This is a genomic window from Corynebacterium sp. AOP36-E1-14, from assembly GCF_052377495.1.
Classification (GTDB): domain Bacteria; phylum Actinomycetota; class Actinomycetes; order Mycobacteriales; family Mycobacteriaceae; genus Corynebacterium.
This window is the reverse complement of record NZ_JBQSWV010000001.1, coordinates 1-24,430: the sequence shown is the minus strand read 5'-3', so window position 1 is coordinate 24,430 and position 24,430 is coordinate 1. Positions and strand designations below refer to the sequence as shown.

At 69.2% G+C, this 24,430-nt stretch carries 20 protein-coding genes; 13 read left to right on the top strand and 7 right to left on the bottom strand.

Annotated features, from left to right (window positions below):
- Window positions 1–9: 9 nt before the first annotated feature.
- Entirely contained in the window at window positions 10–1,104 is a 1,095-nt protein-coding gene (locus ACT3TD_RS00100; protein ID WP_301443945.1) for an oxygenase MpaB family protein, read from the bottom strand.
- Window positions 1,105–1,318: 214 nt separating this feature from the next.
- Between ACT3TD_RS00100 and ACT3TD_RS00095 the strand changes: the two genes are divergently transcribed.
- On the top strand, window positions 1,319–2,686 hold the full coding sequence (locus ACT3TD_RS00095; RefSeq protein ID WP_441579744.1) for a phosphatase PAP2 family protein: 1,368 nt from the start codon (window positions 1,319–1,321) through the stop codon (window positions 2,684–2,686).
- Between the two features lie 17 nt (window positions 2,687–2,703).
- Here ACT3TD_RS00095 and ACT3TD_RS00090 read toward each other — a convergent pair whose 3' ends face one another.
- Genes ACT3TD_RS00090 through ACT3TD_RS00080 form a run of 3 tightly spaced genes read right to left on the bottom strand, consistent with a single transcriptional unit; the run spans window position 2,704 to window position 6,616 of the window.
- On the bottom strand, window positions 2,704–4,848 hold the full coding sequence (locus ACT3TD_RS00090) for a PTS fructose transporter subunit IIABC (RefSeq protein WP_444614720.1): 2,145 nt from the start codon (window positions 4,846–4,848) through the stop codon (window positions 2,704–2,706).
- Between the two features lie 2 nt (window positions 4,849–4,850).
- A complete protein-coding gene (locus ACT3TD_RS00085; protein WP_301443929.1) occupies window positions 4,851–5,840 on the bottom strand; it encodes a 1-phosphofructokinase family hexose kinase in 990 nt (329 codons plus the stop codon).
- The gene (locus ACT3TD_RS00080; RefSeq protein WP_301443928.1) at window positions 5,837–6,616 is read right to left on the bottom strand and encodes a DeoR/GlpR family DNA-binding transcription regulator; all 780 of its coding nucleotides are present in this window, start codon (window positions 6,614–6,616) and stop codon (window positions 5,837–5,839) included. Before ACT3TD_RS00080 ends, ACT3TD_RS00085 begins: the two co-directional genes overlap by 4 nt.
- Window positions 6,617–6,885: 269 nt before the next feature.
- Between ACT3TD_RS00080 and ACT3TD_RS00075 the strand changes: the two genes are divergently transcribed.
- Window positions 6,886–7,722, top strand: a complete 837-nt coding sequence (locus ACT3TD_RS00075) for a S1 family peptidase (RefSeq protein WP_444614719.1) — start codon at window positions 6,886–6,888, stop codon at window positions 7,720–7,722.
- A 14-nt stretch (window positions 7,723–7,736) separates the two neighbouring features.
- Here ACT3TD_RS00075 and ACT3TD_RS00070 read toward each other — a convergent pair whose 3' ends face one another.
- Window positions 7,737–8,030 (bottom strand): chorismate mutase, encoded by a 294-nt coding sequence (locus ACT3TD_RS00070; RefSeq protein ID WP_441579352.1) that lies wholly within the window; start codon window positions 8,028–8,030, stop codon window positions 7,737–7,739.
- Window positions 8,031–8,341: 311 nt separating this feature from the next.
- Between ACT3TD_RS00070 and ACT3TD_RS00065 the strand changes: the two genes are divergently transcribed.
- Window positions 8,342–10,852, top strand: a complete 2,511-nt coding sequence (locus tag ACT3TD_RS00065) for a UvrD-helicase domain-containing protein (protein ID WP_444614747.1) — start codon at window positions 8,342–8,344, stop codon at window positions 10,850–10,852.
- A gap of 89 nt (window positions 10,853–10,941) precedes the next feature.
- Here ACT3TD_RS00065 and ACT3TD_RS00060 read toward each other — a convergent pair whose 3' ends face one another.
- Window positions 10,942–11,694: a M23 family metallopeptidase gene (locus tag ACT3TD_RS00060; RefSeq protein WP_301443702.1), complete on the bottom strand. Its 753-nt coding sequence runs from the start codon at window positions 11,692–11,694 to the stop codon at window positions 10,942–10,944.
- 333 nt (window positions 11,695–12,027) lie between these two features.
- Here ACT3TD_RS00060 and ACT3TD_RS00055 point away from each other — a divergent pair, with 333 nt between their 5' ends.
- The 4 genes from ACT3TD_RS00055 (at window position 12,028) to ACT3TD_RS00040 (ending at window position 16,686) form a co-directional block, all read left to right on the top strand.
- Entirely contained in the window at window positions 12,028–13,764 is a 1,737-nt protein-coding gene (locus ACT3TD_RS00055) for a cell division protein PerM (protein ID WP_444614718.1), read from the top strand.
- 80 nt (window positions 13,765–13,844) lie between these two features.
- Window positions 13,845–14,447 carry a phosphoribosylglycinamide formyltransferase gene (gene purN, locus ACT3TD_RS00050; protein WP_301442785.1) on the top strand — a complete coding sequence of 201 codons (603 nt, stop codon included), beginning with the start codon at window positions 13,845–13,847 and terminating at the stop codon, window positions 14,445–14,447.
- Complete coding sequence (purH, locus tag ACT3TD_RS00045) at window positions 14,440–16,044, top strand: bifunctional phosphoribosylaminoimidazolecarboxamide formyltransferase/IMP cyclohydrolase (RefSeq protein WP_444614717.1); 1,605 nt, start codon at window positions 14,440–14,442, stop codon at window positions 16,042–16,044. Before purN ends, purH begins: the two co-directional genes overlap by 8 nt.
- A 66-nt stretch (window positions 16,045–16,110) precedes the next feature.
- Window positions 16,111–16,686 (top strand): dihydrofolate reductase family protein, encoded by a 576-nt coding sequence (locus ACT3TD_RS00040; RefSeq protein WP_441579355.1) that lies wholly within the window; start codon window positions 16,111–16,113, stop codon window positions 16,684–16,686.
- Window positions 16,687–16,700: 14 nt separating this feature from the next.
- Here the strand turns inward: ACT3TD_RS00040 and ACT3TD_RS00035 are convergent, their stop codons facing one another.
- On the bottom strand, window positions 16,701–17,309 hold the full coding sequence (locus ACT3TD_RS00035; RefSeq protein WP_444614716.1) for a TetR/AcrR family transcriptional regulator: 609 nt from the start codon (window positions 17,307–17,309) through the stop codon (window positions 16,701–16,703).
- A 278-nt stretch (window positions 17,310–17,587) separates the two neighbouring features.
- On the opposite strand from ACT3TD_RS00035, the gene ACT3TD_RS00030 reads away from it, so the two are divergent.
- The 6 genes from ACT3TD_RS00030 to ACT3TD_RS00005 form a co-directional block, all read left to right on the top strand.
- A complete protein-coding gene (locus ACT3TD_RS00030; protein ID WP_441579356.1) occupies window positions 17,588–19,192 on the top strand; it encodes a carboxyl transferase domain-containing protein in 1,605 nt (534 codons plus the stop codon).
- Window positions 19,193–19,207: 15 nt separating this feature from the next.
- The gene (locus tag ACT3TD_RS00025; RefSeq protein WP_444614746.1) at window positions 19,208–21,313 is read left to right on the top strand and encodes an acetyl/propionyl/methylcrotonyl-CoA carboxylase subunit alpha; all 2,106 of its coding nucleotides are present in this window, start codon (window positions 19,208–19,210) and stop codon (window positions 21,311–21,313) included.
- An 11-nt stretch (window positions 21,314–21,324) separates the two neighbouring features.
- Complete coding sequence (locus ACT3TD_RS00020) at window positions 21,325–22,542, top strand: acyl-CoA dehydrogenase family protein (RefSeq protein ID WP_441579357.1); 1,218 nt, start codon at window positions 21,325–21,327, stop codon at window positions 22,540–22,542.
- A complete protein-coding gene (locus ACT3TD_RS00015; RefSeq protein WP_444614715.1) occupies window positions 22,539–23,039 on the top strand; it encodes a MaoC family dehydratase in 501 nt (166 codons plus the stop codon). The genes ACT3TD_RS00020 and ACT3TD_RS00015 overlap by 4 nt, the downstream gene beginning before the upstream one ends.
- Window positions 23,036–23,977, top strand: coding sequence for an HpcH/HpaI aldolase/citrate lyase family protein (locus tag ACT3TD_RS00010; protein WP_441579358.1), 942 nt, complete (start codon window positions 23,036–23,038; stop codon window positions 23,975–23,977). The genes ACT3TD_RS00015 and ACT3TD_RS00010 overlap by 4 nt, the downstream gene beginning before the upstream one ends.
- 5 nt (window positions 23,978–23,982) lie before the next feature.
- On the top strand, window positions 23,983–24,430 hold a 448-nt coding region (locus ACT3TD_RS00005), incomplete at its 3' end, for an AMP-binding protein (RefSeq protein WP_444637929.1).

Below are 24,430 nucleotides of genomic sequence, written 5' to 3'. Positions count from 1 at the left end.
CGGCTTTCCCTACGAGGCGGCGGAGAGGCCGGAACCGTCGGTCTGCTCCTCAGCCTCCCGCTCGGCCTGCTTGAACTCGAGGATCTCGTCGTGGTGGTTGTGCTCGTAGGTCTTCACCCCCTCGCCCTCGTTGCGCTTGGCCAGGAGGTCCTGCTGCTGTTCCAGCGGGGTGCGCGGGTCGCCCCACTCCCGTCGGGCGACCTCCGGGGTGTACACCTTCGGCGACTCGGCGGGGATGCCGCGGATCGCCGGCTCGATGTAGCGCACCGCCCGGGGGCAGGTGTTCTCCAGGAACAGGATCTCCAGGTCGGGCAGGTGCTTGAAGGCGGCGAAGACCGGCTTCCACAACGCGACCATCAGTGTGTCGGTCAGCTTGGACTGCTTTAGTCCCATCATGCCGCGCATCCAGCGGGGGTAGGTGGCTATCACGCCGCGGCGGAAGAACGGGCGGACCACGGCACGGAGCGGTTTGGGAAGGTCCACGAACGCGGTCTCGAACCCGTTGAGGATGTGGTTGATGTTGAACACCGCGGCCTCGGAGGCGGACAGTCGCTCACGCCAGTCGTCGAAGTACTTCTGGACCTCCCCGCGGGTGCGGGGGACGTCCGCGGGGTCGATGGGCTGGAACTTCGCTGCGGTGGCGCAGGCCTGCCAGTACTCGTTCTCCTCGTCGCGGGAGAGCTTCCCGGGGCCGAACTTCTCGTACACGTAAAGGATCGAGTGCCATGCGGTGACCAGGATCCACAACTGTGAGTCGGGGTTGTTCGAGTCGTAGCCGTTGCCGGTGACCTTGTTGGTCCCGTACGCCCGGGAGTGGACCTTCATGAGGATGTCGGACATCCGGGTCACGGTCCGTGCGTCGGCGAACAGGACGGCGGCGAAGTACTCCATGGTGCGGTCGTAGCGGATGGGCGTGCGCTGCACGACCTGTCCGGAGTCGTCGACGGCCGCCACGAGGTCGGGGTCGAGGTGCTCGATGGTGACGGCGCGGGCGAAGCCGTGCAGGGCGGACGCCGGGAACGTCCAGACCTTCCATGCGACTGAGCCGGGGCCGTACACGCCCTCGTCGTGGCGGACGTACTCCTGGTTCCTGCGGTTTGCCATGACAACCTCCTTGTCACTGCGGTGGGCCGTTCGTCTGCGGCCCGCGTACCCCTACTATTGTGACACAGATCACCCTCGGTTTTGAAGGGGAACGCGTATCGACCTCGGCGCGCGAGTTTCGCCAGTGGGCCACCTGGTGTTCATACGCCCGTCATCAGGGGCCCGTACCGTCGGTCTGTCCGGCAGCCCGTCCGGTCGATCCACGGTAACGGTTATGACAGAGGAGAACCCGGTGACGCCGTCCAGTACCCGAACGCCCGCCCCACGGAACAAGTCCCGCAGAAATGCAGGACGCCCCGCTGCGTCCCGCCCGCTCACAGCGCTCACCGTGCTCACCGCGCTCACGGTGCTCGCCACCGGCGCGGCGGTGACCGTCGTCCCCGCCCAGGCGCAGGTTCCGGACGTCGCGGGGCAGGTGGGGGAGTACCTCCCGGCGACGGTGCCGCCGGTGCAGCACGCCGGCGCCCCGGTGCCGCAGCCGTTGGCGCCGTCGGACTACGGCTGGTACGTCTCCGACATCAGCTCCTACGGCAACGGCACCTACTACTCGGTGGTCAGCAGTTTCGAGGATCTGCGGGCCAACCACCCGGAGGTCATGGCGGAGAGCCTGGACACCGTGGTCGGGGTCAACAACTCCGCGGACGCCGCGACGGTGGCGCGCGCCCAGGTGGACGCCGCCGCGGACGACGGCGACCTGCTCACGGCCCTGTCGGACGGGTTCGGCGAGGAGCTCGGCTCTGCCCTACGCACCGCGCTGGCGGAGAACCGGCTGCCGAAGACGCGGGCGCTGATGGACTCCGGGTACCTCTCGAGGGCTGGTGGTCTGGCCAGCTCCACGCTGATCGAGAAGGAGATCTTCGGCTACGACCGCCCCTTCGAGGTGGCGCCGGAGAGGATCACGAAGCACACCGGCGGTGGAAACGAGGACCTCTACGCGCTCGGCGGATCGAAGGCGTTCCCCTCGGGGCACACGAACCAGGCGAGCTGGACGACGACGTTGCTGGCGGTGCTGCTCCCGGAGCTCGCCCCGCAGCTGCTCGCGCGCGGTGCGGAGGCGGGCTACAACCGCATGGTGATGGGGGTGCACTACCCGCTGGACGTCATCGGCGGGCGGATGACCGGCCAGGCTGCCGCGGGTGACCGGTGGAATGACCCGCGCATGCGGGAGGTGCTGACCGGGGCCGGTGAGGAACTCCGTGCGGAGCTGGAGTGGCGGACCGGACGGCCCCTGGCCGAGGCGGTCGCGCAGGACACGGCCTACCGGACGACGGATGACGCGGTCGCGGAGTTCACCGAGCGTATGACCCAGGGTATGGGCCGTGTGGGGGAGCAGGACGCCGCTCTCACCGTCCCGCAGGGAGCGCCGGAGTTGCTGGTGAACGCGTTCCCGGACTTGTCCTGGGGCCAGCGTGCCCGGGTGCTGGCGGCCACGGCCCTGCCGGCGGGTTTCCCGCTGGACGACCAGTCCGCCAACGGGCGTGAGGTGGGCAGTTGGCAGCGGATCAACCTCGCCGCCGCCTTCGCCGCCGACGTCCGGGTGGACGCCGACGGCGGGATGAGCGTCAACGGCGCCGCGGCGTAGCCGCTCAACCGTCGCGGTTACACGGTCGCCGGCTGTTCGGCGTCGGACGCGTCGGCAGCCTTCTTGTCGCCGCCGGGTGCCGAGGTGCCGGTGACCTGCTTGACCACCACGACGGCGATCACGGAGACCACGGTGCCGGCGATGACGGCGATGAGGAAGCCCCACCAGTTGTCCATCAGCGGCATCACCCAGATACCACCGTGCGGGGCACGGCTCCCGACCTCGAAGGCCATGGACAGTGCACCGGTGACGGCGCCACCGACCATCATGGAGGGGATCACGCGCAGCGGGTCGGCTGCGGCGAAGGGGATCGCACCCTCGGTGATGAAGGACGCACCGAGCAGCCAGGAGGACTTGCCGTTCTCCCGCTCGTCCTTGCTGAAGAGCTTCGGGCGCACGGTCGTGGCCAGTGCCAGCGCCAGCGGCGGCACCATACCGGAGGCGATGACCGCCGCCATGATCTGCAGCGAGGCGGTGTCACCGGTGGACAGCCCGGCGGTGGCGAACAGGTAGGCGGACTTGTTGACCGGTCCGCCGAGGTCGAAGCACATCATCAGGCCGATGATCAGGCCCAGGATGACCGCCGAGGAGCCGGACATCTCGGCCAGCCAGCTCTGCAGTGCATCCATCAGGGCGGCCAGCGGTCGGCCGAGCAGGAGGAACATCGACGCGGCGGTGACCAGTGTGGCCAGCAGCGGGATGATGACCACGGGCATCATGGAGCCGAGCCAGCGCGGCACCTTCCAGGACTGGATCCACATCGCGACCAGGCCGGCGATGACACCGGTGATCAGGCCGCCGATGAAGCCGGCGCCGACGAGCACGGAGATGGCGCCGCCGACGAAACCGGGCACGATGCCGGGCCGTCCGGCCAGCGCGTAGGCGGTGTAGCCGGACAGCGCGGCGACCAGGAAGCTCATGGCCACGTCACCGCCACCGAAGAACACCGCACCGAGGTAGAGCCGCAGCCCCGACTCATCGGTCAGCAGCATCTCTACGCCGTCGAGGGTGTAGGGCAGGCGCTCGGGAAGGTCCCACAGCGAGTAGTCCTGGACCACGTCCTGCCACACGTTGGCCACGTTGTAGCCGCCGATCACGAAGCCGAGGGCCATGAGCAGACCACCGGCGGCGACGAAGGGCACCATGTAGGACACACCGGTCATGATGGACTGCTGGATGCGGCGTCCCCAGCCGACGTCGCCGTCCTCGTCGTCACCGTCACCGGAGCTGCCGCCGGAGGCGGAGACCCGGTGCGGGTTGTCGGCGGTGGAGGCGGTGACCGCCCGGTCGATCAGTTCGTCCGGGTCGGAGATGCCCTTCTTCACGGGCACGTCGACGACGGGCTTGCCGGCGAAGCGTTCGATGTCGCGCACACCCACGCCGTGGGCGAAGATGACGGCGTCGGCCTCGTCGATCTGGGCCTTGGTCAGCTTGTCGCCGCCGGAGGAGCCCTGGGTCTCGATGACGAGTTCCACGTCGTCACGGGCGTCGGCGGCCTGGGTGAGGGCGTCGGCGGCCATGTAGGTGTGGGCGATGCCGGTGGGGCAGGACGTGACGCCGACGAGCTTGACCACCCGGGACGCGCCTGCCGCCGGTGCCGCCGACTCCGCAGGCGCCGCGGCGGGTTCAGCCGACTTCTTCGGCGCCTTCTTCTTGTTGAGGACGTCGGTGACCAGGGTGACGACCTCCTCCTCGGACTCCGCGGCGCGCAGTGCGGCGACGAAGTCCTTCTTCACCAGCGCGCGGGCCAGGGTGCTGAGCACCTTCATGTGTGCACTGCCGGCGCCCTCGGGGGCGAGGATCATGAACACCAGGTCGGTGCCGCGCGGGTTGCCGTCGGCGTCCTTCTCGTCCGCCCCGAAGTCGGTGGGGGTCTTCAGCCGGGCGAAACCGAGCGAGGGTTCCTCCACCGCGGTGGTGCGGCAGTGGGGGATGGCGATGCCGCCGGGCAGTCCGGTGGCGGCCTTCTCCTCACGGGCGTGGATGTCCGCCAGCAGCTGCGTGGTCTCCGAGGCGCGACCGGCCTTGACCTGCAGGTCGGCCAGGGCGGTGAGTACGGCCTCCTTCTCGGCCGGGATGTCCGCGTCGAGGGAGACGAGTTCGGGGATGATGACCGGTCGGTCGTCGGGACCGCCCGGCGTGGTGGGTGGTGACGTGGTCATTGTCATACTCTCCTTGATTCGGGAAGGTCGGACGGGAGGTCGTCGGGCGTGGGCAGGGTGGTGCCCGGCAGGGTGACGGCGGTGGAGCCGTGCGCGACGGCGAGGGCGAGCCTGGCCGGGGCGTCCTGCTCACGGGCGGCGCCGATGACGTAGCCGGCGAGGGTGGAGTCCCCGGCGCCGACGGTCGAGACCGCGGACACCTTCGGGCTGGGGCAGAACCAGGCGCCGCTGTCGCCGTCGCGGGTGACCAGCAGTGCGCCGGCGGCGCCCAGGGAGATCAGCGCGGCGCCGAAACCGCGGTCGAGCAGGGAGGACGCTGCGGCGGTGACGGCGGTGAGGTCGCCGCCGGCCGCGGCGTCTTCCATGGCGTCACCGTCGCCGCCGACGATCTGCGCGAGCTCGTGGGAGTTCGGCTTGATCAGGTCGGGCGCGGCGGCCGGGTTGCGGTCCGACAGGTCGACCAGCGCGGCCAGGGCGGCGTCGGAGGTGTCGACGGCCACACGGAAACCCTGCTCGTGGGCGGTGGCGGTCATGCGCGCGTACCAGTCGTCGGGGAATCCGGGCGGCAGGGAGCCGGCGAGCACGAGCCAGTGCGGCCCGCTGACCCCGCGCCCGGTGACCTCCGACATGGTCTGGTCCACGGCGTCGGTGAGGGAACGGCCGTCGGCGGACGCGTCGCCGGGGGAGTTGATCTTGGTGGTGACCCCCTCACCGTCGGTGAGGGTGAGGTTCACCCGCACCGCGCCGCCGCCGACGAAACGCACCGGGACGTCGCCGGCACGCACCAGGTCGGCGAAGTCGCCGTGGTGCTCGGCGGGGACCACGGCCACCACGTCCTCACCGGCGTGGTGGACGACGGTGGCCACGTTGACGCCCTTACCGCCGGCCTGGTCGGTCCCGGAGACGACCCGGTTGACCCCGCCGACGTCCAGCGGGCCGGGGAGCCGCTGGGTGCGGTCGATGCTGGGGTTGGGTGTGACGGTGATGATCACGTGTGAATCACGTCCATTCCTTGTTGTCGGAGTCCCCTGACGACGGGGTCGTCCGGGGGTGCGTCGGTGATGAGGAGGTCGACGTCGTCGACGGTGGCGAAGGCACAGAGCAGTTCCTCTCCGAGTTTCGACCGGTCGACCAGGGCGATGCGTCTTCGCGCGGCACCGGTCATCGCCGCCTTGGTCTGCGCCTCGGACGGGTCCGGGGTGGAGAAGCCGAAGTCGGTGGTGACGCCGTTGGCGCCGAGGAAGGCGACGTCGGCGCGCAGGCCACGCAGCCCGGACACCGACTCCGCCCCCACGACGGACTGGGTGATGCCACGCACCCGCCCGCCGACGAGGTGCAGCCGACGGCCGTCGGTGGTCGGGCCCTGCAGCGAGAGCTCGTAGGACAGCAGGACGGAGTTGGTGACCACGGTGAGGTCGGTGCGCTCGGCGAGGTGCTGGCACAGCAGGGCGGTCGTCGTCCCCGAGTCGACGAGGACGGAGCCGCCGGACGGCGGGAAGTGCCCGGCGGCCGCGGCGGCGATGCGCACCTTGGCGTCCTTCGAGGACGTGGCGCGGGTGGCGACGGTGTGCTCGTTGCCGCTGTGGACGCGGAACGGGACGGCACCGCCGTGGACGCGGGTGACCCGCTGCTGGCGTTCGAGCGTGTCGAGGTCCCGGCGGACCGTCTCGGCCGAGACGCCGTAGCGTTCGGCGAGCTCGGACACGGAGGCACCGCCGAGGTCCTGGATCTGACCGGCGATGACGTCCTGGCGCTGTGGCGCGTACATGTCCCCAGTATCTGTGGGAACGTGTGGGAAGTCAATGGCGATATGGTGGGGAATAGGTGGTTATATGGTCATGTGAATACCGTTTTCTGTCCCGCCCGGTCACAAACAGGCACGCCGGGGTGGTCGCGGGGGTGAGGTAGGGGCGCGGTGTGCTGCGTCACCGGGCCGGGTGCTCACCCGGGAGGATAGGGTGGCGGGAGAAAGTATCCTCACGTGTCCGGCCACGAGTGACCATGGCCGCGCCGCTCGGCTGGGAAGAAGTGACCGACATGACCCTCTCGATCCTCCGCCGGCTGGCGGTCGCCGCGGCGACCACCGCAGCCACCGTCCTGATCGGCAGCCTCGTGGCCCCGGCCGCCTCTGCCGCGCCGGCTCTACCGGCGCTACCTGCACTCCCCTCGGTGGGTGAGGTCGTCGACGACGTCCTCACCGCCACCGGTGAGCCCGCCCCGCACCGGGTGCAGGGCCAGTACTTCACCTCCCCGGGGGTGCCCGCCGCCGCGCAGGACGCCCGCCCGGCCGTCCTCGTCGGCCCGTCCACCCCGCTGATCGTCGGCCCGTCGCTGTGCACGGCCACCGTCGCCGGCCACGATGCCGCGGGCAACGCCGTCGCGGTCACCGCCGGGCACTGCGGGACGCCCGGGGACGAGGTGCGCTCCGCCGACGACCCGGAGGGCACCGTCGTCGGCACCTTCCAGCGCAACGGGGCCATGGACAACGGCGTCATCCTGCTCAACGACAGTGCGCAGGTGACGAGCAGCTACAACGCCGCGTCCATCAGCGCCCTCGGCGGCGGCCAGCCGGCGGCGGGCGCGCAGGTGTGCAAGACGGGCATCGCCACCGGCACGTCCTGCGGGCCGCAGTTCGCGACCTCGGACACCGGTTTCGTGATGCACGTCTGCGCCTCCCACGGAGACTCCGGCGCACCGGTGTACGCCGGTGGCCGGCTGGTCGGCCTGCTCAGCGGCGGGTTCGCCGGACTGCCGTCCTGCACCACCCCGCTGCAGGGCCCCATGCACTCACCGGTCGTGGCGAGCAGCTGGGACGCCGTCGCCGCCGAGATGGACGCCGCCGGCGGGGTCGGCGCCGGGCTGCGTCTGGGCTGATCAGGCTGGTTTGATCAGGCGCCGAGCCGGCCTCGGCCGAGCTGGAGCAGGGAGTTCGCGATGGCGATGCCCTCAGGTCCGAGCTCGGCACGGAACTGGTTGAGGATCGCCGTCTCACGGGAGTAGACGAGCTTCGTCCCGCCGGAGGCGGTGCGGGTGCGGCCGATGATCTTCGAGATCTCCGAGCGGCGCTTGACCGCCTCGATGATCGTCCGGTCCAGTTCGTTGATCTCCTTGCGGTAGTCCTGGATCTGGGCGTCGGACAACGGATCATCGGTCCCGCTGGAGAACTCCATGTCGTTTGTCATGGTGGCGATTCTACGTCCGTGCGGGGTTGTAGGGTGAACGTGACCCCAACCGACAGGAGAACGCGACAGTGAATCCGGGCCAGTCCGACCCCTTCGATCAGATCCCGCTGCCCACGGAGCCGCCGCCCGGGCCGTGGGACGGTCAGGACGGCCTGTGGGAGCCGCCGCCGGACGAGGAGGACGGCCCGCCGGAGGACGCCGCCGCGTTGCTCGCCGAGATGTCGGAGAACGCTTCCCACCTCGCGCCCCTGCCGCAGGTCGCCGCAGCACCGCGTGATCCGTCGGTCGACGGGGCGGCACCGGGGCGGGTGATGAGCACCCAGACCCGCGACCAGCTGCTGGACGGGTTGAACCCCGCGCAGCGTGAGGCGGTCACGCACACCGGCTCGCCGTTGCTCATCGTCGCCGGCGCCGGTTCCGGAAAGACCAGTGTGCTCACCCGGCGTATCGCCTGGCTGCTGGCCGGTGGGGTAGCCCCGTGGCAGGTCCTGGCGATCACCTTCACCAACAAGGCGGCCGCGGAGATGCGCGAGCGCATCGGCGGACTCGTCGGCCCGACGGCCGAACGTATGTGGGTGTCGACCTTCCACTCGGTGTGCGTGCGCATCCTGCGCGCCAACGCCCAGCTGGTCGAGGGGTTGAACTCGAACTTCACGATCTACGACTCCGACGACATGAAGCGTCTGGTCACCATGATCCTGCGCGACCGCAGCCTGGACGCCAAGGAGTTCGCCCCGCGTGCGGTGCTCAGCGTGATCTCCAACTGGAAGAACGAACTGCAGGACCCGCAGGACGCACTCACCGAGGCGCAGGAGGACGGCAACCGGCACCGGGAGACCATCGCCCAGGTGTACCGGGATTACCAGGTGCGTCTGCGGCAGGCCAACGCCGTGGACTTCGACGACCTCATCGGTGAGGTCGTGGGCCTGCTGCGCAACAACGGCGGTATCGCCGACCACTACCGGCGGCGCTTCCGCCACATCCTCGTCGATGAGTACCAGGACACCAACCACGCGCAGTACGTGCTGGTGTCCACCCTCGTCGGCGGGGACGGGGACGGCGCGGCACCCGGTGCCGAGCCCGCCGAGCTGTGCGTGGTCGGCGACGCGGACCAGTCGATCTACGCCTTCCGCGGGGCCACGGTGCGCAACATCGAGGAGTTCGAGCGCGACTACCCGCACGCGCGCACGATCCTGCTGGAGCAGAACTACCGCTCCACGCAGAACATCCTGTCGGCGGCGAACTCGGTGATCGCCAGGAACCAGGGCCGTCGTGACAAGAACCTGTGGACGGACTCCGGCGACGGCGCGTTGATCGGCGGGTACGTCGCCGACAACGAGCACGACGAGGCCAGGTTCATCGCCCAGACCGTCGACGAGCTCGTCGACCGGGGCGACGCGACCTACGGCGACATCGCCGTGATGTACCGGACGAACAACTCCTCGCGTGTGGTGGAGGACGTGCTCGTGCGCTCGGGGTTGCCGTACAAGGTCGTCGGCGGCACCCGGTTCTACGAGCGCAAGGAGATCCGCGACATCGTCGCCTACCTCAAGGTGCTCGACAACCCGGACGACACGATGGGCCTGCGCCGCATCATCAACACCCCGCGCCGGGGTATCGGTGACCGGGCGCTGTCCCAGGTCCGGGTGCACGCCGAGAACATGGGGCTGAGCTTCGCCGCCGGGCTCGCCGCCGCCGGACGTGGCGAGGTGCCGGGTCTCAGCGCGCGCGGGCGCAACGCCATCGCCGGCTTCCTGGAGATGATGGACGGGCTGCGCACCGAGACGGAGTCGGCGGTGATGCGCACCTCCGACGGGGAGTCGTTGGGCATCCCGGACGTCGGCGCAGTCGTGCGCGCGGTGCTGGACTTCACCTCCTACGCCTCCGAGCTGGAGTCCTCCAATGACCCGCAGGACGGCACCCGCCTGGACAACATCAACGAGCTGGTGTCCGTGGGCCACGAGTTCTCCCAGGAGGCGGCGAACCTCGCCGCCTACGAGGCGATGCCGTCGGAGGCTTCTTCCGCGCAGGCGGAGGGTGCTGCTGACGGCGCTGCGGAGAACGCAGCGGAGGACGCCGTGCTCGCCGAGGGCGAGCCGGAGCCGGGGAGCCTGCAGGCCTTCCTGGAGCGGGTCAGCCTGGTCGCCGACGCCGACCAGATCCCCGCCGAGGACCAGGACATGGTCACCCTGATGACCCTGCACACCGCCAAGGGCCTGGAGTTCCCGGTGGTCTTCCTCATCGGCTGGGAGGACGGCCAGTTCCCGCACATGCGCGCCCTCGGTGACCCGACGGAACTGTCGGAGGAGCGGCGGTTGGCCTACGTCGGTATCACCCGTGCCCGTCAGCGCCTGTACCTGACGCGTGCGATGACGCGGTCGAGCTGGGGCACCCCGCAGAACAATCCGCCGTCGCGGTTCCTCGCCGAGATCCCCGGCGAACTCGTCGACTGGATCCGTGAGGAGCCCGCACCGGCCTGGTCGGACGGCTGGGGTTCCTCCGGTGGCTACGCCGACGGCACGAGCTTCGGCGGTGGCGGCTGGTCCGGTTCCCGGGGCGGTTCCCAGAAGTCGTTCCAGAAGTCGTCCCAGCGTTCGTCGGGTGCCTCGTCGTCGCCGTCGCGTGGCGGCGGGCTGCTGCGTCCGGCGGGCAAGCCGCTGGAGCTGGAGGTCGGTGACCGGGTCAACCACGACAAGTACGGTCTCGGCACGGTCAAGAGCGTCGACGGCAAGGGTGTGAAGGCCACGGTGACGATCGACTTCGGCACCAACGGCACGGTGCGGCTCATGCTCATCGGCGGGGTGCCGATGGAGAAGCTGTAGGGGACAGCGCACGGGAAAACCCGCTGCCGGACCGGAGAGGGTGGTCCTGCAGCGGGTTTTTCGTGTCCCGGTGAAAGTGTGGGCGGGTCCTAGATCTCGACGCCGCGCTCACGCAGCCACGGCACGGGGTCCACGGCGTTGCCCTCGGTGGGGTAGACCTCGAAGTGCACGTGCGGGCCGGTGGAGAAGCCCTCGTTGCCGACGCCGGCGATCTTCTGGCCGGCCTGGACCTGCTGGCCCACGGTGACGTCGATGGTGGACATGTGGCCGTAGACGGTGATGGTGCCGTCCTCGTGCTTCACGCGGACCCAGTTGCCGAAGCCGGAGGCCGGGCCGGCGTCGATCACGGTGCCGGCCATGGCGGCGACGATCGGGGTGCCGATGGCGTTGGCGATGTCGATGCCCTTGTGCATGGTGCCCCAGCGCATGGCGAAGGGGGAGGTGTAGCTGCCCTCGGCGGGCTTGACGACCTCGGGTGCGCGGGAGAGGAGGTCCTCGGCGGCGCGCTCGGCGTCGAACTCCAGGGCGCTGGAGAGCTGGGCCGAGAGGTTCTCGATCTGCGTGTTCTGCGGCAGTGCGAGGATCTGGGCGGCGGCGGTCTCGACGTCGGCACCGGCGGAGCTTCCGTCGGCACCCTGCGCGAGGACCTCGGTGTTGGCGGCGAGCGAGATGTCGCCGTTACCCTGGCCGTCCTGGTCTGCGGACTGGTGCACGGTGGCGGCGCCTGCTCCGGTGGCTCCTGCAGCGGCGACGCCGGTGGCGGCGATCGCAACGAACGCCATGCGGCGCTTTGCAGCGGTGTCCAGCTTGCGGTGGGCTCCGCCTCGCCGTGCGTCAGTCATCAGTCTGTGTACCTCTCCGTAGTCTTGCAGTCGTGCAGCCTCAGGGCTTTACGGCTTCATAGCCTTGCCGTCATCTGATCGGTCCCAAATCGTGACCGGATCGTTATCAACGAGTCGCAACTCTATCGGCATGGACCTCCTCGGGCAAGCCACTTCGCCAAAAAGGTCACGAATCTATATCGGTGGGTAGGTGGGTTGAGGGGGGTTGATCGGGGCGTTATTTGGTAACGGTCAGGTCACGGCCACCGTGTGACGGGTGTGACGGGGGTAGGTGTGATGTAACGCTCGCAGGTGGGCGTGCCTTCCCGGGGGAGGGCGCCGACGTTGTGCACAATGGGACGGGTGAGTAGTGAATCCCAGCGACCGACGTCGAGACGACAGGGGCCCCGTCGTGGCACACGACGTGGCCCGGACGCTCGACGCCGCGGTACGGCCCGTGGCGCGAGCGGAACGGGGACGGAGCGGTTCGTCGCGGGCGAGAACGGGCGCGTCGCGTCGCGCTCGACCGGCGCCTCGCAGCGTCCTGCGACCGAACGCCCGGGTGAGGACGCCGCACGCCCGGCGCCGACCGGCGCGGAGGGCACCTCCGGCGGCCGGCTGGCACGGTGGTGGGCCCTGTGGGGCCCGCACATCCGCCGCTTCGCCCCGACGGTACTGGTAAGCCATGCGGTGACGCTGGCGATCGCCATCGCCCTGGCCGTGGTGGTCGGGGTGGGCGAGACCTTCACCGCGGTGCCCGCGATGGTCGGTTCGTTCTGGATGGTCGCCAACCTGGCGCCGGTGGGGTTCACCGGCGCGCAGCTCGGCATCGTGCCGTTGCTGCCCGCGGCGTTGATCGTGCTGGTGCACTCCCGTCGGATCCGGGCGACCTGCGGGACGCAGATCACGGTGCGCAACATCAGGGTCTTCGCCTCCCTCGCGGTGGTCGTGCCGATGGTGCTGACCTGCCTCGCGTGGCTGGTGCTGTGGGACGCCTCGCACGTGTTCGCCATCTCGCCGCCGAATATCTTCGTCGCGTTGCTGTCGACGGGCCTGCTCAACGGCTTCATCTTCGTCCTGGGGCTGGGGCCGAAGATCTGGCGGGCGCTGCTGCTGCGTCGCGGTCTGCCGACGTGGCCGGTGGAGTCGGTGCGTCTGGCCGGCAGTTTCGTGCGGTGGGTCCTGGTCGCCGGACTGGTGGCCACGCTGGTCCAGCTCCTGTTCAACCTGTCGATGCTCTCCGACGCCTACTCGATCGCGCCGGACGCCTGGGGCAAGATCGGCCTGACGGTGCTCTCCGTCCTCTACCTCCCGAACCTGGCGGTCGGCGGGGCGGCGGTGCTGACGGGCAGCGAGATGCATGTCGGCGACGCCTCGGCGTCGTTGTTCGCGGTGACGAACGCGAACCTGCCGCCGCTGCCGGTGCTCGCCGCCATGCCCCACTCCGACCTGCCGTTCGGCGAGGCGCTGCTCGTGGTGCCCGCGGCGATCGCGCTGGTGATCGTCTATCGCTTCTTCACGGTGCGCTCCTTCGTGGAGTCCCCGGTGTTCACCGCCGTGGGGGCGGGTGTCTGCGCCGGGGTCCTGGGTCTGCTGGTGAGTCTGGCGGCCGGGGGCACGCTGGGTGTCTACGGGTCGGCCGGACCGTTGCTGTGGCTCACCCCGCTGGTCTTCGCCTGCTGGCTGCTGGTTCCGGCACTGCTGGTGCTGGGCTGGGTGTCGCGGAAGGGCGCGCGGGTCATGGAGACCGCCGGCGAGGACGACGAGCCCGAGTTCGAGCCAGAGGCCGAGACGGAGGAGCCCGAGGCTGAGGAAGCGGCCGACGAGTCCGAGCCCGAGGACGCCGACGAGCAGGACGACGAGGACGCCGACGAGGACGCCGACGGGGTCGCCGACGGGGTCGCCGACGAGCCTGAAGACGTCGAGGACGACGCCGACGCCGAGGAGTCTGAGCAGGCGGATGAGCCCGCCGACGAGCCGGAAGCCGAGCCGGAAGCCGAGCCCGAAGCAGAGCCCGAAGGGGACACTGAAGAGGACCCAGGGGAGGACCCCGGGGACACCGACGTCGAGGAAGACGGTAGGACACAGTAAGCTGGCACATCGTGAGTGAGTCAGCAGTCCCGGCAGACCCGGCAGCGGTCCGCCGCACGGTGCAGCGCGCGGGGGACGTCCTGCGCGTCGTTGTCCTGGCCTCGGGAACCGGGACACTGCTGCAGTCGATGCTCGACGACCTCGGCGAAGGCGTCGAGGTCGTGGCGGTGGGGGTCGATCGGCCGTGCGCCGCCGAGGAGCGTGCCGCGCAGGCCGGCGTCCCCTCCTTCCGGGTGGACTACAACCCGGAGCGGGTCAGCGGCTACGACCGTGCGGGGTGGAATGAACGCCTGGCGTCCGAGATCGCCGCCTACACGCCGGACGTCGTCGTCAGCGCGGGGTTCATGCGCATCCTCGGCGCGCCGGTGGTCGAGCGGTTCCGGGGGCGGATCATCAACACGCACCCGGCGCTGCTGCCGTCCTTCCCCGGCGCCCATGCCGTGGAGGACGCCCTGGCCTACGGCGTCGCACTCACCGGATCGACCGTCCACGTCGTCGACGACGGGGTGGACACCGGACCGATCATCGCCCAGCGTGCTGTGCCGGTGCTCCGGGCCGATTCAGTGGAGTTGCTCCACGAGCGGATCAAGACCGTCGAACGGGCGCTGATCGTCGACGTGCTCCACCAGACCGCGCAGAGCGGTTACACCATCGAAGGACGAAAGGTCTGCATCAATGACTGAAACCACGACTGGAACGACCCGCCCCATCCGCCGCGCGCTGATCAGCGTGTACGACAAGTCCGGGCTGGAGGACCTCGCCACGGGTCTGCACCGTGCCGGGGTGGAGATCGTGTCGACCGGGTCCACCGCCGCGAAGATCGCGGACGCCGGGGTGCCCGTGGTGCGGGTCGAGGAGCTCACCGGGTTCCCGGAGTGTCTCGAGGGCAGGGTCAAGACGCTGCACCCGCGCGTGCACGCCGGCATCCTCGCCGACACCCGTAAGGATGACCACCTGGCCCAGCTCAAGGACCTGGGTGTGGAGCCCTTCGACCTGGTCGTGGTGAACCTGTACCCGTTCACCGACACGGTGGCCTCGGGCGCGGACTTCGACGCGTGCGTGGAGCAGATCGACATCGGGGGCCCGTCGATGGTGCGTGCCGCGGCGAAGAACCACCCGTCCGTGGCCGTGGTCGTCGACCCGGCCGCCTACGGCGACGTGCTGTCGGCCGTGGAGGCCGGCGGGTTCACCCGCCAGGCCCGTACCCGGCTGGCCACCGAGGCGTTCCGGCACACCGCGTCCTACGACGTGGCCGTGGCGTCCTGGATGACGGAGCAGGTCGAGAAGGACGCCGAGGACGAGCAGGACGCCCGCTTCCCGGAGTGGATCGGTCAGGTCAACGAGCGTGTGCACTCGCTGCGTTACGGGGAGAACCCGCACCAGGCCGCCGCGGTGTACACCGCACCGGGCCAGGAGGGTGGGCTCGCCAACGCCGAGCAGTTCCACGGCAAGGCCATGAGCTACAACAACTACACCGACGCCGACGCCGCCTGGCGTTCGGCCTGGGACCACGAGCGTCCCTGCGTGGCGATCATCAAGCACGCGAACCCGTGCGGCATCGCCGTGGCAGACGACGTGGCCACCGCCCACCGCACGGCCCACGCCTGCGACCCGGTCTCGGCCTACGGCGGAGTCATCGCGGTGAACCGCCCGGTCTCCGTGGAGATGGCCAAGCAGGTCGCCGGGATCTTCACCGAGGTCATCGTGGCCCCCGGCTACGAGGACGGCGCCGTGGACGTGCTGAGCCGCAAGAAGAACATCCGTATCCTGCAGACCACCCCGCCGGTGCGTGAGGGTGCGGTGGAGCACCGCGAGATCTCCGGCGGTGTGCTGGTGCAGGAGCGCGACCTCGTCGACGCCCGCGGCGACGACCCGGCGAACTGGACGCTGGCCGCCGGTGGGGCCGCGGACGCCGCGACCCTCGCCGAGCTGGAGTTCGCCTGGCGTGCGGTGCGCGCGGTGAAGTCCAACGCGATCCTGCTGGCCAAGGACGGTGCCACCGTGGGAGTGGGCATGGGCCAGGTCAACCGCGTGGATTCGGCGAAGATCGCCGTGGACCGGGCGAACACCCTGGCGGGCGACGAGCGTCGCTCCGAGGGCTCTGTCGCCGCGTCCGACGCGTTCTTCCCCTTCGCCGACGGTTTCGAGACTCTGGCCGAGGCCGGGGTGCGTGCCGTGGTCCAGCCCGGTGGGTCGGTGCGTGACCAGGAGGTCATCGACGCCGCGGTCGCCGCAGGCGTGACGATGTACCTCACCGGGGAGCGCCACTTCGCGCACTGAGTGAGTGCAGGGCGGTTCCGCGGTTACGGGGCTACGATGAGGGTCCATCCTCGAGAGGACCCCACCATGAGCCGCAGGACCACCGCCCACCTCTTCCATTCCCTCGACGGTGTCGTCGAGGACCCCCACCTCTGGCAGTTCGACGCCTTCGGCCCGGAGGAGGGGGAGGCCATGGACGGCCTGCTCGCCCCGGTCACCGATGTGGTGATCGGGGCGACGTTGTGGCGGCAGTGGTCCGAGTACTGGCCCGGGGAGGTTGCCGGCGACGAGACGGACGGCTTCGGTGCCTGGGTGAACCCGGTGCGCAAGCACGTCGTCTCCTCGACGTTGGGGGACGAGCACCCCGACGGGCTCCCGTGGAACAGCACGTTGATCACCGGCGACCCCGTCGACTACCTCCAGGACCTCCGGGACTCCGAAGGCGGCGGCATCGCAGTGCTCGGCGGGATCACCACGGTACGCACGTTGTTCCTCGCTGGCGTCATCGACGAACTCACGCTCACGACCCACCCCGTCCTCGCGGGGACGGGTCGCCATCTCTTCGACGCGGAGATGCCCGTCACCCGGCTACGTCTGCTGGACGCCACGAAGACTTCCGTGGGCAACGCCGTGTTGACCTACGGGCTGCGACAGGGTGACTGACACGAGCGCTCAGGTCAGTTGTTTCGCGCCAGCCCGGCGTCGAGGATTGACGACCACCTGTCGACGGTCCGGCGCCGCTGATCCGAGTTGTGGACCAGGACCGCGCCCAGGCCGAGGCCGCGCGCCAGGTCGACCGTCATGCGCAGGAGCTCGCGGGTCGGGGGGTCGAGAAGGTCGGCGTCCAGTGCGATGGCCATGAGTTGCTGGACCTCACGTGCATACCGGCTATCGACCGACACGATCAGTTCGCGCAGGTCACCCTCTGATCCGGCTGCTGCGGACCACACGTGCAGGGCGGCGCGGAACGAATCGCTGGTGAAGGAGTCGAAAACGAGTTCCATCACCTCGACGGTCGGTGAACCGCCAGGGGGCGTCCCGAGATCGGCGACGGCCCGGCGAAGTTGATGGGTGAGCCTGGAGTAGAACTCCGCCACCGTTTCCTCGATCAGCACGTCGCGGGTCGGGAAGTGTCGCTGGGCGGCGCCGCGGGAGACGCCGGCCCCGACAGCCACCGCACTGACAGTCGTGTCGGCGGCCCCGTGGTGGGACAGCGTCGAGATTGCGGAGTCGAGGAGTTTTCGGCGTGTCTCCCGGCTCCGGGCCTGTTGTGGGGTGTGCGACATGTCGCCTCCGTTGGTCCATCCACGTCTGGGGTGTTGCTGGACAGGGTAGCAGTGTGGCGTGGTGGACAAGTGCGGAGGAACGCAGAAACACATCATTGATGATTCGCTATCCCTGGCTCTACCTGGGGATACATAGCCGGTGGGGGCGTGGTCCTTGAAATGAATCGTCGGTGATCTCTTTACTTTGTGTGCTGCATCACATACTGTCGTGCTTCAGAACCACATGCTGAGCATTGCAAAACGGAAGTAGTTCCGTGGTGCGAGGAGAGGACCACATGATGACGGCACCAACCGGAGCACCCGACCGCGCCGAGCACACCGTTGACCTCCGTTCGATGGTCACCGATCTTGAAGAACGTCTTGCCCGGGTTCGGCGTGGTGGGGGAGAGAGGGCGAGGCAACGACACGTGGACCGGGGAAAGATGCTTCCCCGCGACCGTGTCGACTCCCTGCTGGACCCCGGCAGTCCTTTCCTGGAGATCGCACCGCTGGCAGCGGAGGACATGTATGACGGGAAGGTGCCGGGTGCCGGAATCGTCGCCGGGGTCGGACTCGTGGAAGGCCGGCTATGCCTCATCGCAGCGAACGACGCGACCGTGTCAGGGGGTACCTACTACCCGGTGACGGTCAAGAAGCACCTACGTGCCCAGGAGATCGCGGAGGCGAACCGGCTTCCCTGCATCTACCTGGTCGACTCGGGCGGGGCGATGCTGCTCCAGCAGGACGAGGTCTTTCCGGACCGGGACCACTTCGGACGCATCTTCTACAACCAGGCCCGGATGTCCGCTGACGGGATCCCCCAGCTGTCCGCTGTGATGGGGTCGTGCACTGCAGGTGGTGCCTACGTTCCGGCGATTTCCGATGAAGCGGTCATCGTCGACGGTCAGGGGACGATCTTCCTCGCGGGCCCACCGCTGGTCAAGGCGGCGACAGGGGAGGACGTGAGTGCCGAGGACCTCGGCGGCGGTGCCATGCACTCCAGGATCTCCGGAGTCACCGACCATCTCGCCGCGGACGACGCGGACGCCATCCAACGAATCCGCGACATCGTCGCAACCCTTCCGCCGGACGCTCCCGCCGGAACGTCGGACGAACGCGGCACCGCAACGTCCTGCCGGCCACAGACCGACCTCTACGACATTGTGCCGCCGGACCTCAAGACCCCCTACGACGCACGTCAGGTCATTGAAATCCTGACGGACACGGGTTCCGTCCACGAGTTCAAGGCAGAGTACGACGACTCCGTGATCACCTGCTTCGCCAGGATCGAGGGGCACAGGGTCGGGATCATCGCCAACAACGGCGTCATCTTCGGAGACGGGGCGGTGAAGGCGGCCCACTTCATCGAGCTGTGTGAACAACGGGGCACACCGCTGCTGTTCCTCCAGAACACCACCGGGTTCATGGTCGGCAAAGACTATGAACAGGGAGGCATCGCCAAGAACGGCGCCAAGATGGTCACCGCCGTGGCGACGGCGAGCGTACCGAAGCTGACCGTGATCACGGGCGGAGGATTCGGAGCCGGGAACTACGCCATGTGCGGTCGCGCCTACTCACCCAGGTTCCTCTGGACGTGGCCGAACGCCAAGGTCTCGGTGATGGGCGGGGCCCAGGCCGCCATGACGTTGTCCACCGTGCGTGCCGCGAAACAGGAGCGCGAGGGACACACATGGTCTGAATCGGACCGTGCGGAGTTTGAGCAACCGATCCGGGACCTGTTCGACGAGAAGTCCAGCTGCTGGTACGGCACCGCCCGCCTCTGGGACGACGGCGTCATCGACCCCGCCGACACCCGGCGCATCCTGTCCATGGCCCTGGACGTCTGTGCACGGGTCCCACGTGATGACCAGGCCGGTTCCGGCTTCGGCGTATTCCGGATGTGAGGAAGCAGAATGAACATGTTCGACACCGTCCTTGTCGCCAACCGGGGCGAGATCGCCTGCCGGGTCATACGCTCGGTCCAGGACGCGGGGCTACGCGCCGTCGCCGTCTACTCCGACGCCGACGCGGCCGCCCCGCACGTGGGTGCCGCGGACCTGGCCGTGCGGCTCGGCCCGGCCGCGGCCGCCGAGTCTTACCTCAACATCGACCGGGTTCTCGCCGCCGTCGCCGCCTCCGGCGCCGGTGCCGTCCACCCCGGTTACGGGTTCCTGTCCGAGAACGCGGACTTCGCACGTGCCTGCGAGGACGCCGGCATCGTCTTCATCGGGCCGTCCGCCGAGGCCATCGAGGAAATGGGTGACAAGATCACCGCCAGGGCCACCGTCGAGTCCAGGGGAGTGCCGACCGTGCCCGGCATCTCGCGCCCCGGCCTCACCGACGAGCAGCTCGTCGACGGGGTGACCGGCGCCGACGGAGGCGACGGGGTGGAGTTCCCCGTACTCATCAAGCCCTCGGCCGGGGGCGGGGGCAAGGGCATGCACGTCGTGGAGGAGCCGGACGGACTACCGGGGGCCATCGCCACGGCACGTCGGGAGGCGGCGTCCACTTTCGGCGACGACACCCTGTTCATCGAGCACTACGTGGAGACTCCACGGCACATCGAGGTGCAGGTCATGGCGGACGCACACGGCAACGTGATCCACCTCGGCGAGAGGGAGTGTTCGCTGCAACGGCGCCACCAGAAGGTCATCGAGGAAGCGCCGTCGACGTTGCTCGACGCACAGACACGGACACGTATCGGCGAGGCGGCCTGCGACGCCGCCCGGGCGTGCGGCTACCGGGGTGCCGGAACCGTGGAGTTCATCGTCTCCGCCTCGAGGCCGGACACCTTCTTCTTCATGGAGATGAACACCCGGCTGCAGGTGGAACACCCGGTCACGGAGCTGGTGACGGGCATCGACCTGGTGGACCTGCAGATCAAGGTTTCCCAGGGCGAGCACCTGCCCATAACTCAGGAACAGGTGACGATGACCGGACATGCCGTGGAGGCCAGGGTGTACGCCGAGGACCCCGCCAACGGCTTCCTGCCCACCGGCGGGCTGATCACCTCCCTGCGTTGGCCCACCGGCCCCGGCGTACGCGTCGACGCAGGAGTCGTCGAAGGCCAGGAGGTCAGCCCGGACTACGACCCGATGCTCGCCAAGGTCATCTCCCACGGTGCCGACCGGGACCAGGCGGTGCAGCGCCTCGACGAGGCTCTCGCACGGACTCTCATCGTGGGGCCCGGCACCAACATCGAGTTCAACCGGTACCTCCTCGAGGATCCGAAGGTTCGCACCGGGGAGCTCGACACCGGACTGCTCGACCGCATCGCAGACGACTTTGCGGAACGCCAGGCACCCGGGGAGGCCGTTCTGGTCGCCGCGCTCGCGCTGCGGGACTCGGCGAGGCAGGAGGAGGGTAGGTCTGGCCGGCACCGTGCCTGGGCACAAGCCGACGGCTGGAGGCTGGGTGGGGTACCGGCACCCTTCCGGACCAGACTCGCCGTGCCCGGTACCGGTCCCGTCGACGTCCGCCTGGACGTGGACGGCGACCGGGTGACCTGTACGCAGACCCCGGTGGATCCGGAGCAGACCGCAGATGGGCCGGTGCAGGCCACACTCACCACCTACCCGGGTTCCGGGAAGGACGAGACGAACCGTGTGCTGACCCCGCGAGGGGAGATCGCGCCGGGCCGTCGCTGGTTGAGCAGGAACCTGGCTGTCCCGCTGGACGCGGCGGGTGGGCGGTCGGTCGCCGTCTCCGGCAGTGAGGGGACCTGGGTTTTCGAACCCCTCGGCCTGTCCAGTTCCGCCGTGGACCTCCAAGGCGGGGAGGACGACGTCCTCAGCCCCATGCCCGGCACCGTCGTCGCCGTGCCCGTGCAGGACGGCGCGACGGTGACCGGGGGCCAACCGCTGATCGTGCTCGAGGCCATGAAGATGGAGCACTGCCTGACCGCAGCGCATGACGGAACCGTGAGCCTCGGTTGCGCCGTGGGCGACAAGGTCGGCGCCGGCACGGTCCTGGCGACTGTGGCCGCCGTCGCCGACACCGAACCAGAACAACCACACCACTCGTGAAAGGACGCACCATGTCTCCTCAGTCTGTATCTTCCACACGTTCCTCCATCGCCGATGATGGACTCTCCACGGAACTCGCTGACCTGCGTCGCACGGTCGAGGAGTTCGCCAACGAGGTCGTCGACCCGAAGTCCGCCGACAACTACCGGAACCACACCTTCGACTACGACATCGTCGCCCAGATGGGGGACCTCGGACTCTTCGGCCTGCCGTTCTCCGAGGAGTACGGCGGCATGGGCGGCGACTACTTCGCGCTCGGAGTCGCCCTCGAGGAGCTGGCCCGCGTCGACCAGTCCGTGGCCATCACCCTTGAAGGCGGATGCTCTCTCGGAGCCATGCCGATCTACCGCTTCGGTGATGAGGCGCAGAAGGAGAGGTGGCTTCCCGACCTCGTCGCGGGCCGGGCACTCGCCGGATTCGGTCTCACCGAACCGGGTGCCGGATCGGATGCCGGCGGGACGGCGACCACCGCGAAACTCGACGACGGTCACTGGGTGGTCAACGGGTCGAAACAGTTCATCACCAATTCCGGGACTGACATCACCTCGCTGGTCACCACGACCGCGGTGACCGGCACCCGCGAGGACGGGAGGAAGGAACTCTCGGCGATCATCGTGCCCACGGATACACCCGGGTTCACCGCGGAACCCGCCTACGACAAGGTTGGTTGGAACAGTTCGGACACCCACCCGCTGAGCTACGACGACGTCCGGGTCCCGGAAGCCAATCTTCTCGGCACCCGGGGCAGGGGATTCGCGCAGTTCCTCTCCATCCTCGCCGAGGGGCGGGTGGCGATCGCGGCACTGGCGACCGGCGTGGCCCAGGGATGCGTGGACGAGGCCGTGTCCTATGCGAGGCAGCGGACGTCCTTCGGCCGGCCGATCGCGGAGTACCAGGGGATTTCCTTCAAGATCGCCCGGATGGAGGCACGCGCCTGGTCCGCGAGGCAGGCGTGGAGGTCTGCGGCGAGGAAGATGCTCACCGGTGCCGACTTCAGCAGGGAGGCGTCCATCGCGAAGATGCTCTCCGCTGAGGCGGCGATGGACAATGCACGCGACGCGACACAGGTGTTCGGCGGTGCCGGCTACATGAACGAGACCCGCGTGGCCCGTCACTACCGTGACTCCAAGATCCTCGAGATCGGTGAGGGCACCACGGAGGTCCAGCTCATGCTCATCGCCCGGTCGCTCGGCCTGGAGGGCCCGGAGAGCGGGAAGGGGAGGTCATGAACGCGGTCGAACAACGTGGCCTGTGGCTGGAGGAGTTCAGTGAGGGCACGACCTACCTGCACCGTCCGGGGCGGACGGTGACGGAGGCGGACAACACCTTCTTCACCACGCAGACGATGAACACCCAGCCACTCCACCTCGACGCGGCGTGGGCGTCGACCCAGCACGGTTTCCGCGGTGAGCGCCTGGTGAACTCGATGTTCACCCTGTCCACGGTGGTGGGCCTGTCGGTGAACCAGCTGACGCTCGGCACGATCGTGGCCAACCTCGGTTTCTCCGACGTGGCGTTCCCGGCCCCCATGTTCCACGGAGACACCCTGTACGCCGAGACCACGTGCATGTCCACCAGGGTCTCGGAGTCACGACCTGGCCAGGGTGTGGTGGAACTCCGGCACGTGGGGCGCAACCAGCACGGCGACGTCGTGTGTACCGCAGTGCGATCCACGCTGGTGCGACGTCGGCCGGAACAGCCAGGGGAGCAGGGGGCCGGGTCATGACGCAATCGGTAGATCGCTGGGCCCCGCCCGGCCCGGCCCTGCTCTTCGCCCCGGCCGACCGCCCGGAGCGTTTCACCACCGCGGCCGAGCGGTCGGACGCCGTCATCCTCGACCTGGAGGACGGGTGCAGGAGGGAGAACCGTGCCACCGCCCGACGGAACGTCGTCTCCGCCGGACGTGAGGGCACACTGGATCCGGCACGCACGGTCGTGCGGGTCAACCCGCCGGGCACCGGCGACTTCGGGGAGGACGTGCGCGCGGTCGCCGCGTCCGGTTTCCGGACGGTGATGCTGCCGAAGACCGAGGGCGCCGACTCGGTGGAGGCATTGCGTGACGTCCTCCCCGAGGCGGAGGCTTGGCGGGTCATCGCCCTCGTCGAGACGCCGAGAGGCGCCTTGTCCCTGGCCTCCGTCGCCGACCATCCGCAGGTGGACGCCCTGATGTGGGGTGCCGAGGACCTGACGGCGGCCCTCGGCGGCACCGCCTCACGGTACGGTGCGGACGAACTGCCCACCACTGGTGGAGGCGTCTCCGGAAGTCCCGGAGGGTACCGGGAGGTACCGCGGCTCGTCCGCTCGATGGTCCTGCTGCACGCAGCGGCGGCGAACATCGTCGCCCTCGACTCGATCCACGCCGACACCTCGGACACCACCGGTGCGGGGGCCGAGGCCGTCGACGCGGCGGCCAGCGGTTTCTCGGCGACCGTCGCCATCCACCCCGGTCTCGTCCCCGTCATCCGGGAGGCGTACCGGCCCACCCGGGAGCAACAGGAGTGGGCCCGCCGGGTGGTCGCCGGGGCCGCCGCCAACTCCGGTGCCTTCGCCGTCGACGGCAGGATGATCGACGCACCGCTGCTCCGCCAGGCAGAGGAGATCCTGAACCGTACGTCCACCACAACACAACCACCACACGAGCCACCACACGAGCACAGGAGCTGAAACCCATGGCACCCGTTTTCCTTTCCTCCCCCGGCGACATCGACCCGTCGTTGTCCCACGCGCTGGGGCCGACGGACACACACCTGCTCGACGAGACCATCGGCCAGAACCTGGCCCGGACGGTCGCCGCCTTCCCGGACAAAGACGCACTCATCGACCTCTACGGCGACATCCACCTCAGCTACCAGGAACTGCACCGCAAGGTGCTCAAGCTGGCGTCAGGACTGCACAACGCCGGATACCGGAGGGGCGACCGCATCGGGGTGTGGTCACCGAACCGGTGGGAGTGGGTCATCCTGCAGTTCGCCACCGCGGAGATCGGTGCGATCCTGGTCTGCATCAACCCCACGTACCGTGCCCGTGAGCTGACGTACGCGGTGAACCAGTCGGGGGTCAAGGGACTGTTCTCCGCCGGTAGGTTCAAGGACTCCAACTACCGGGCGATGGTCGGTA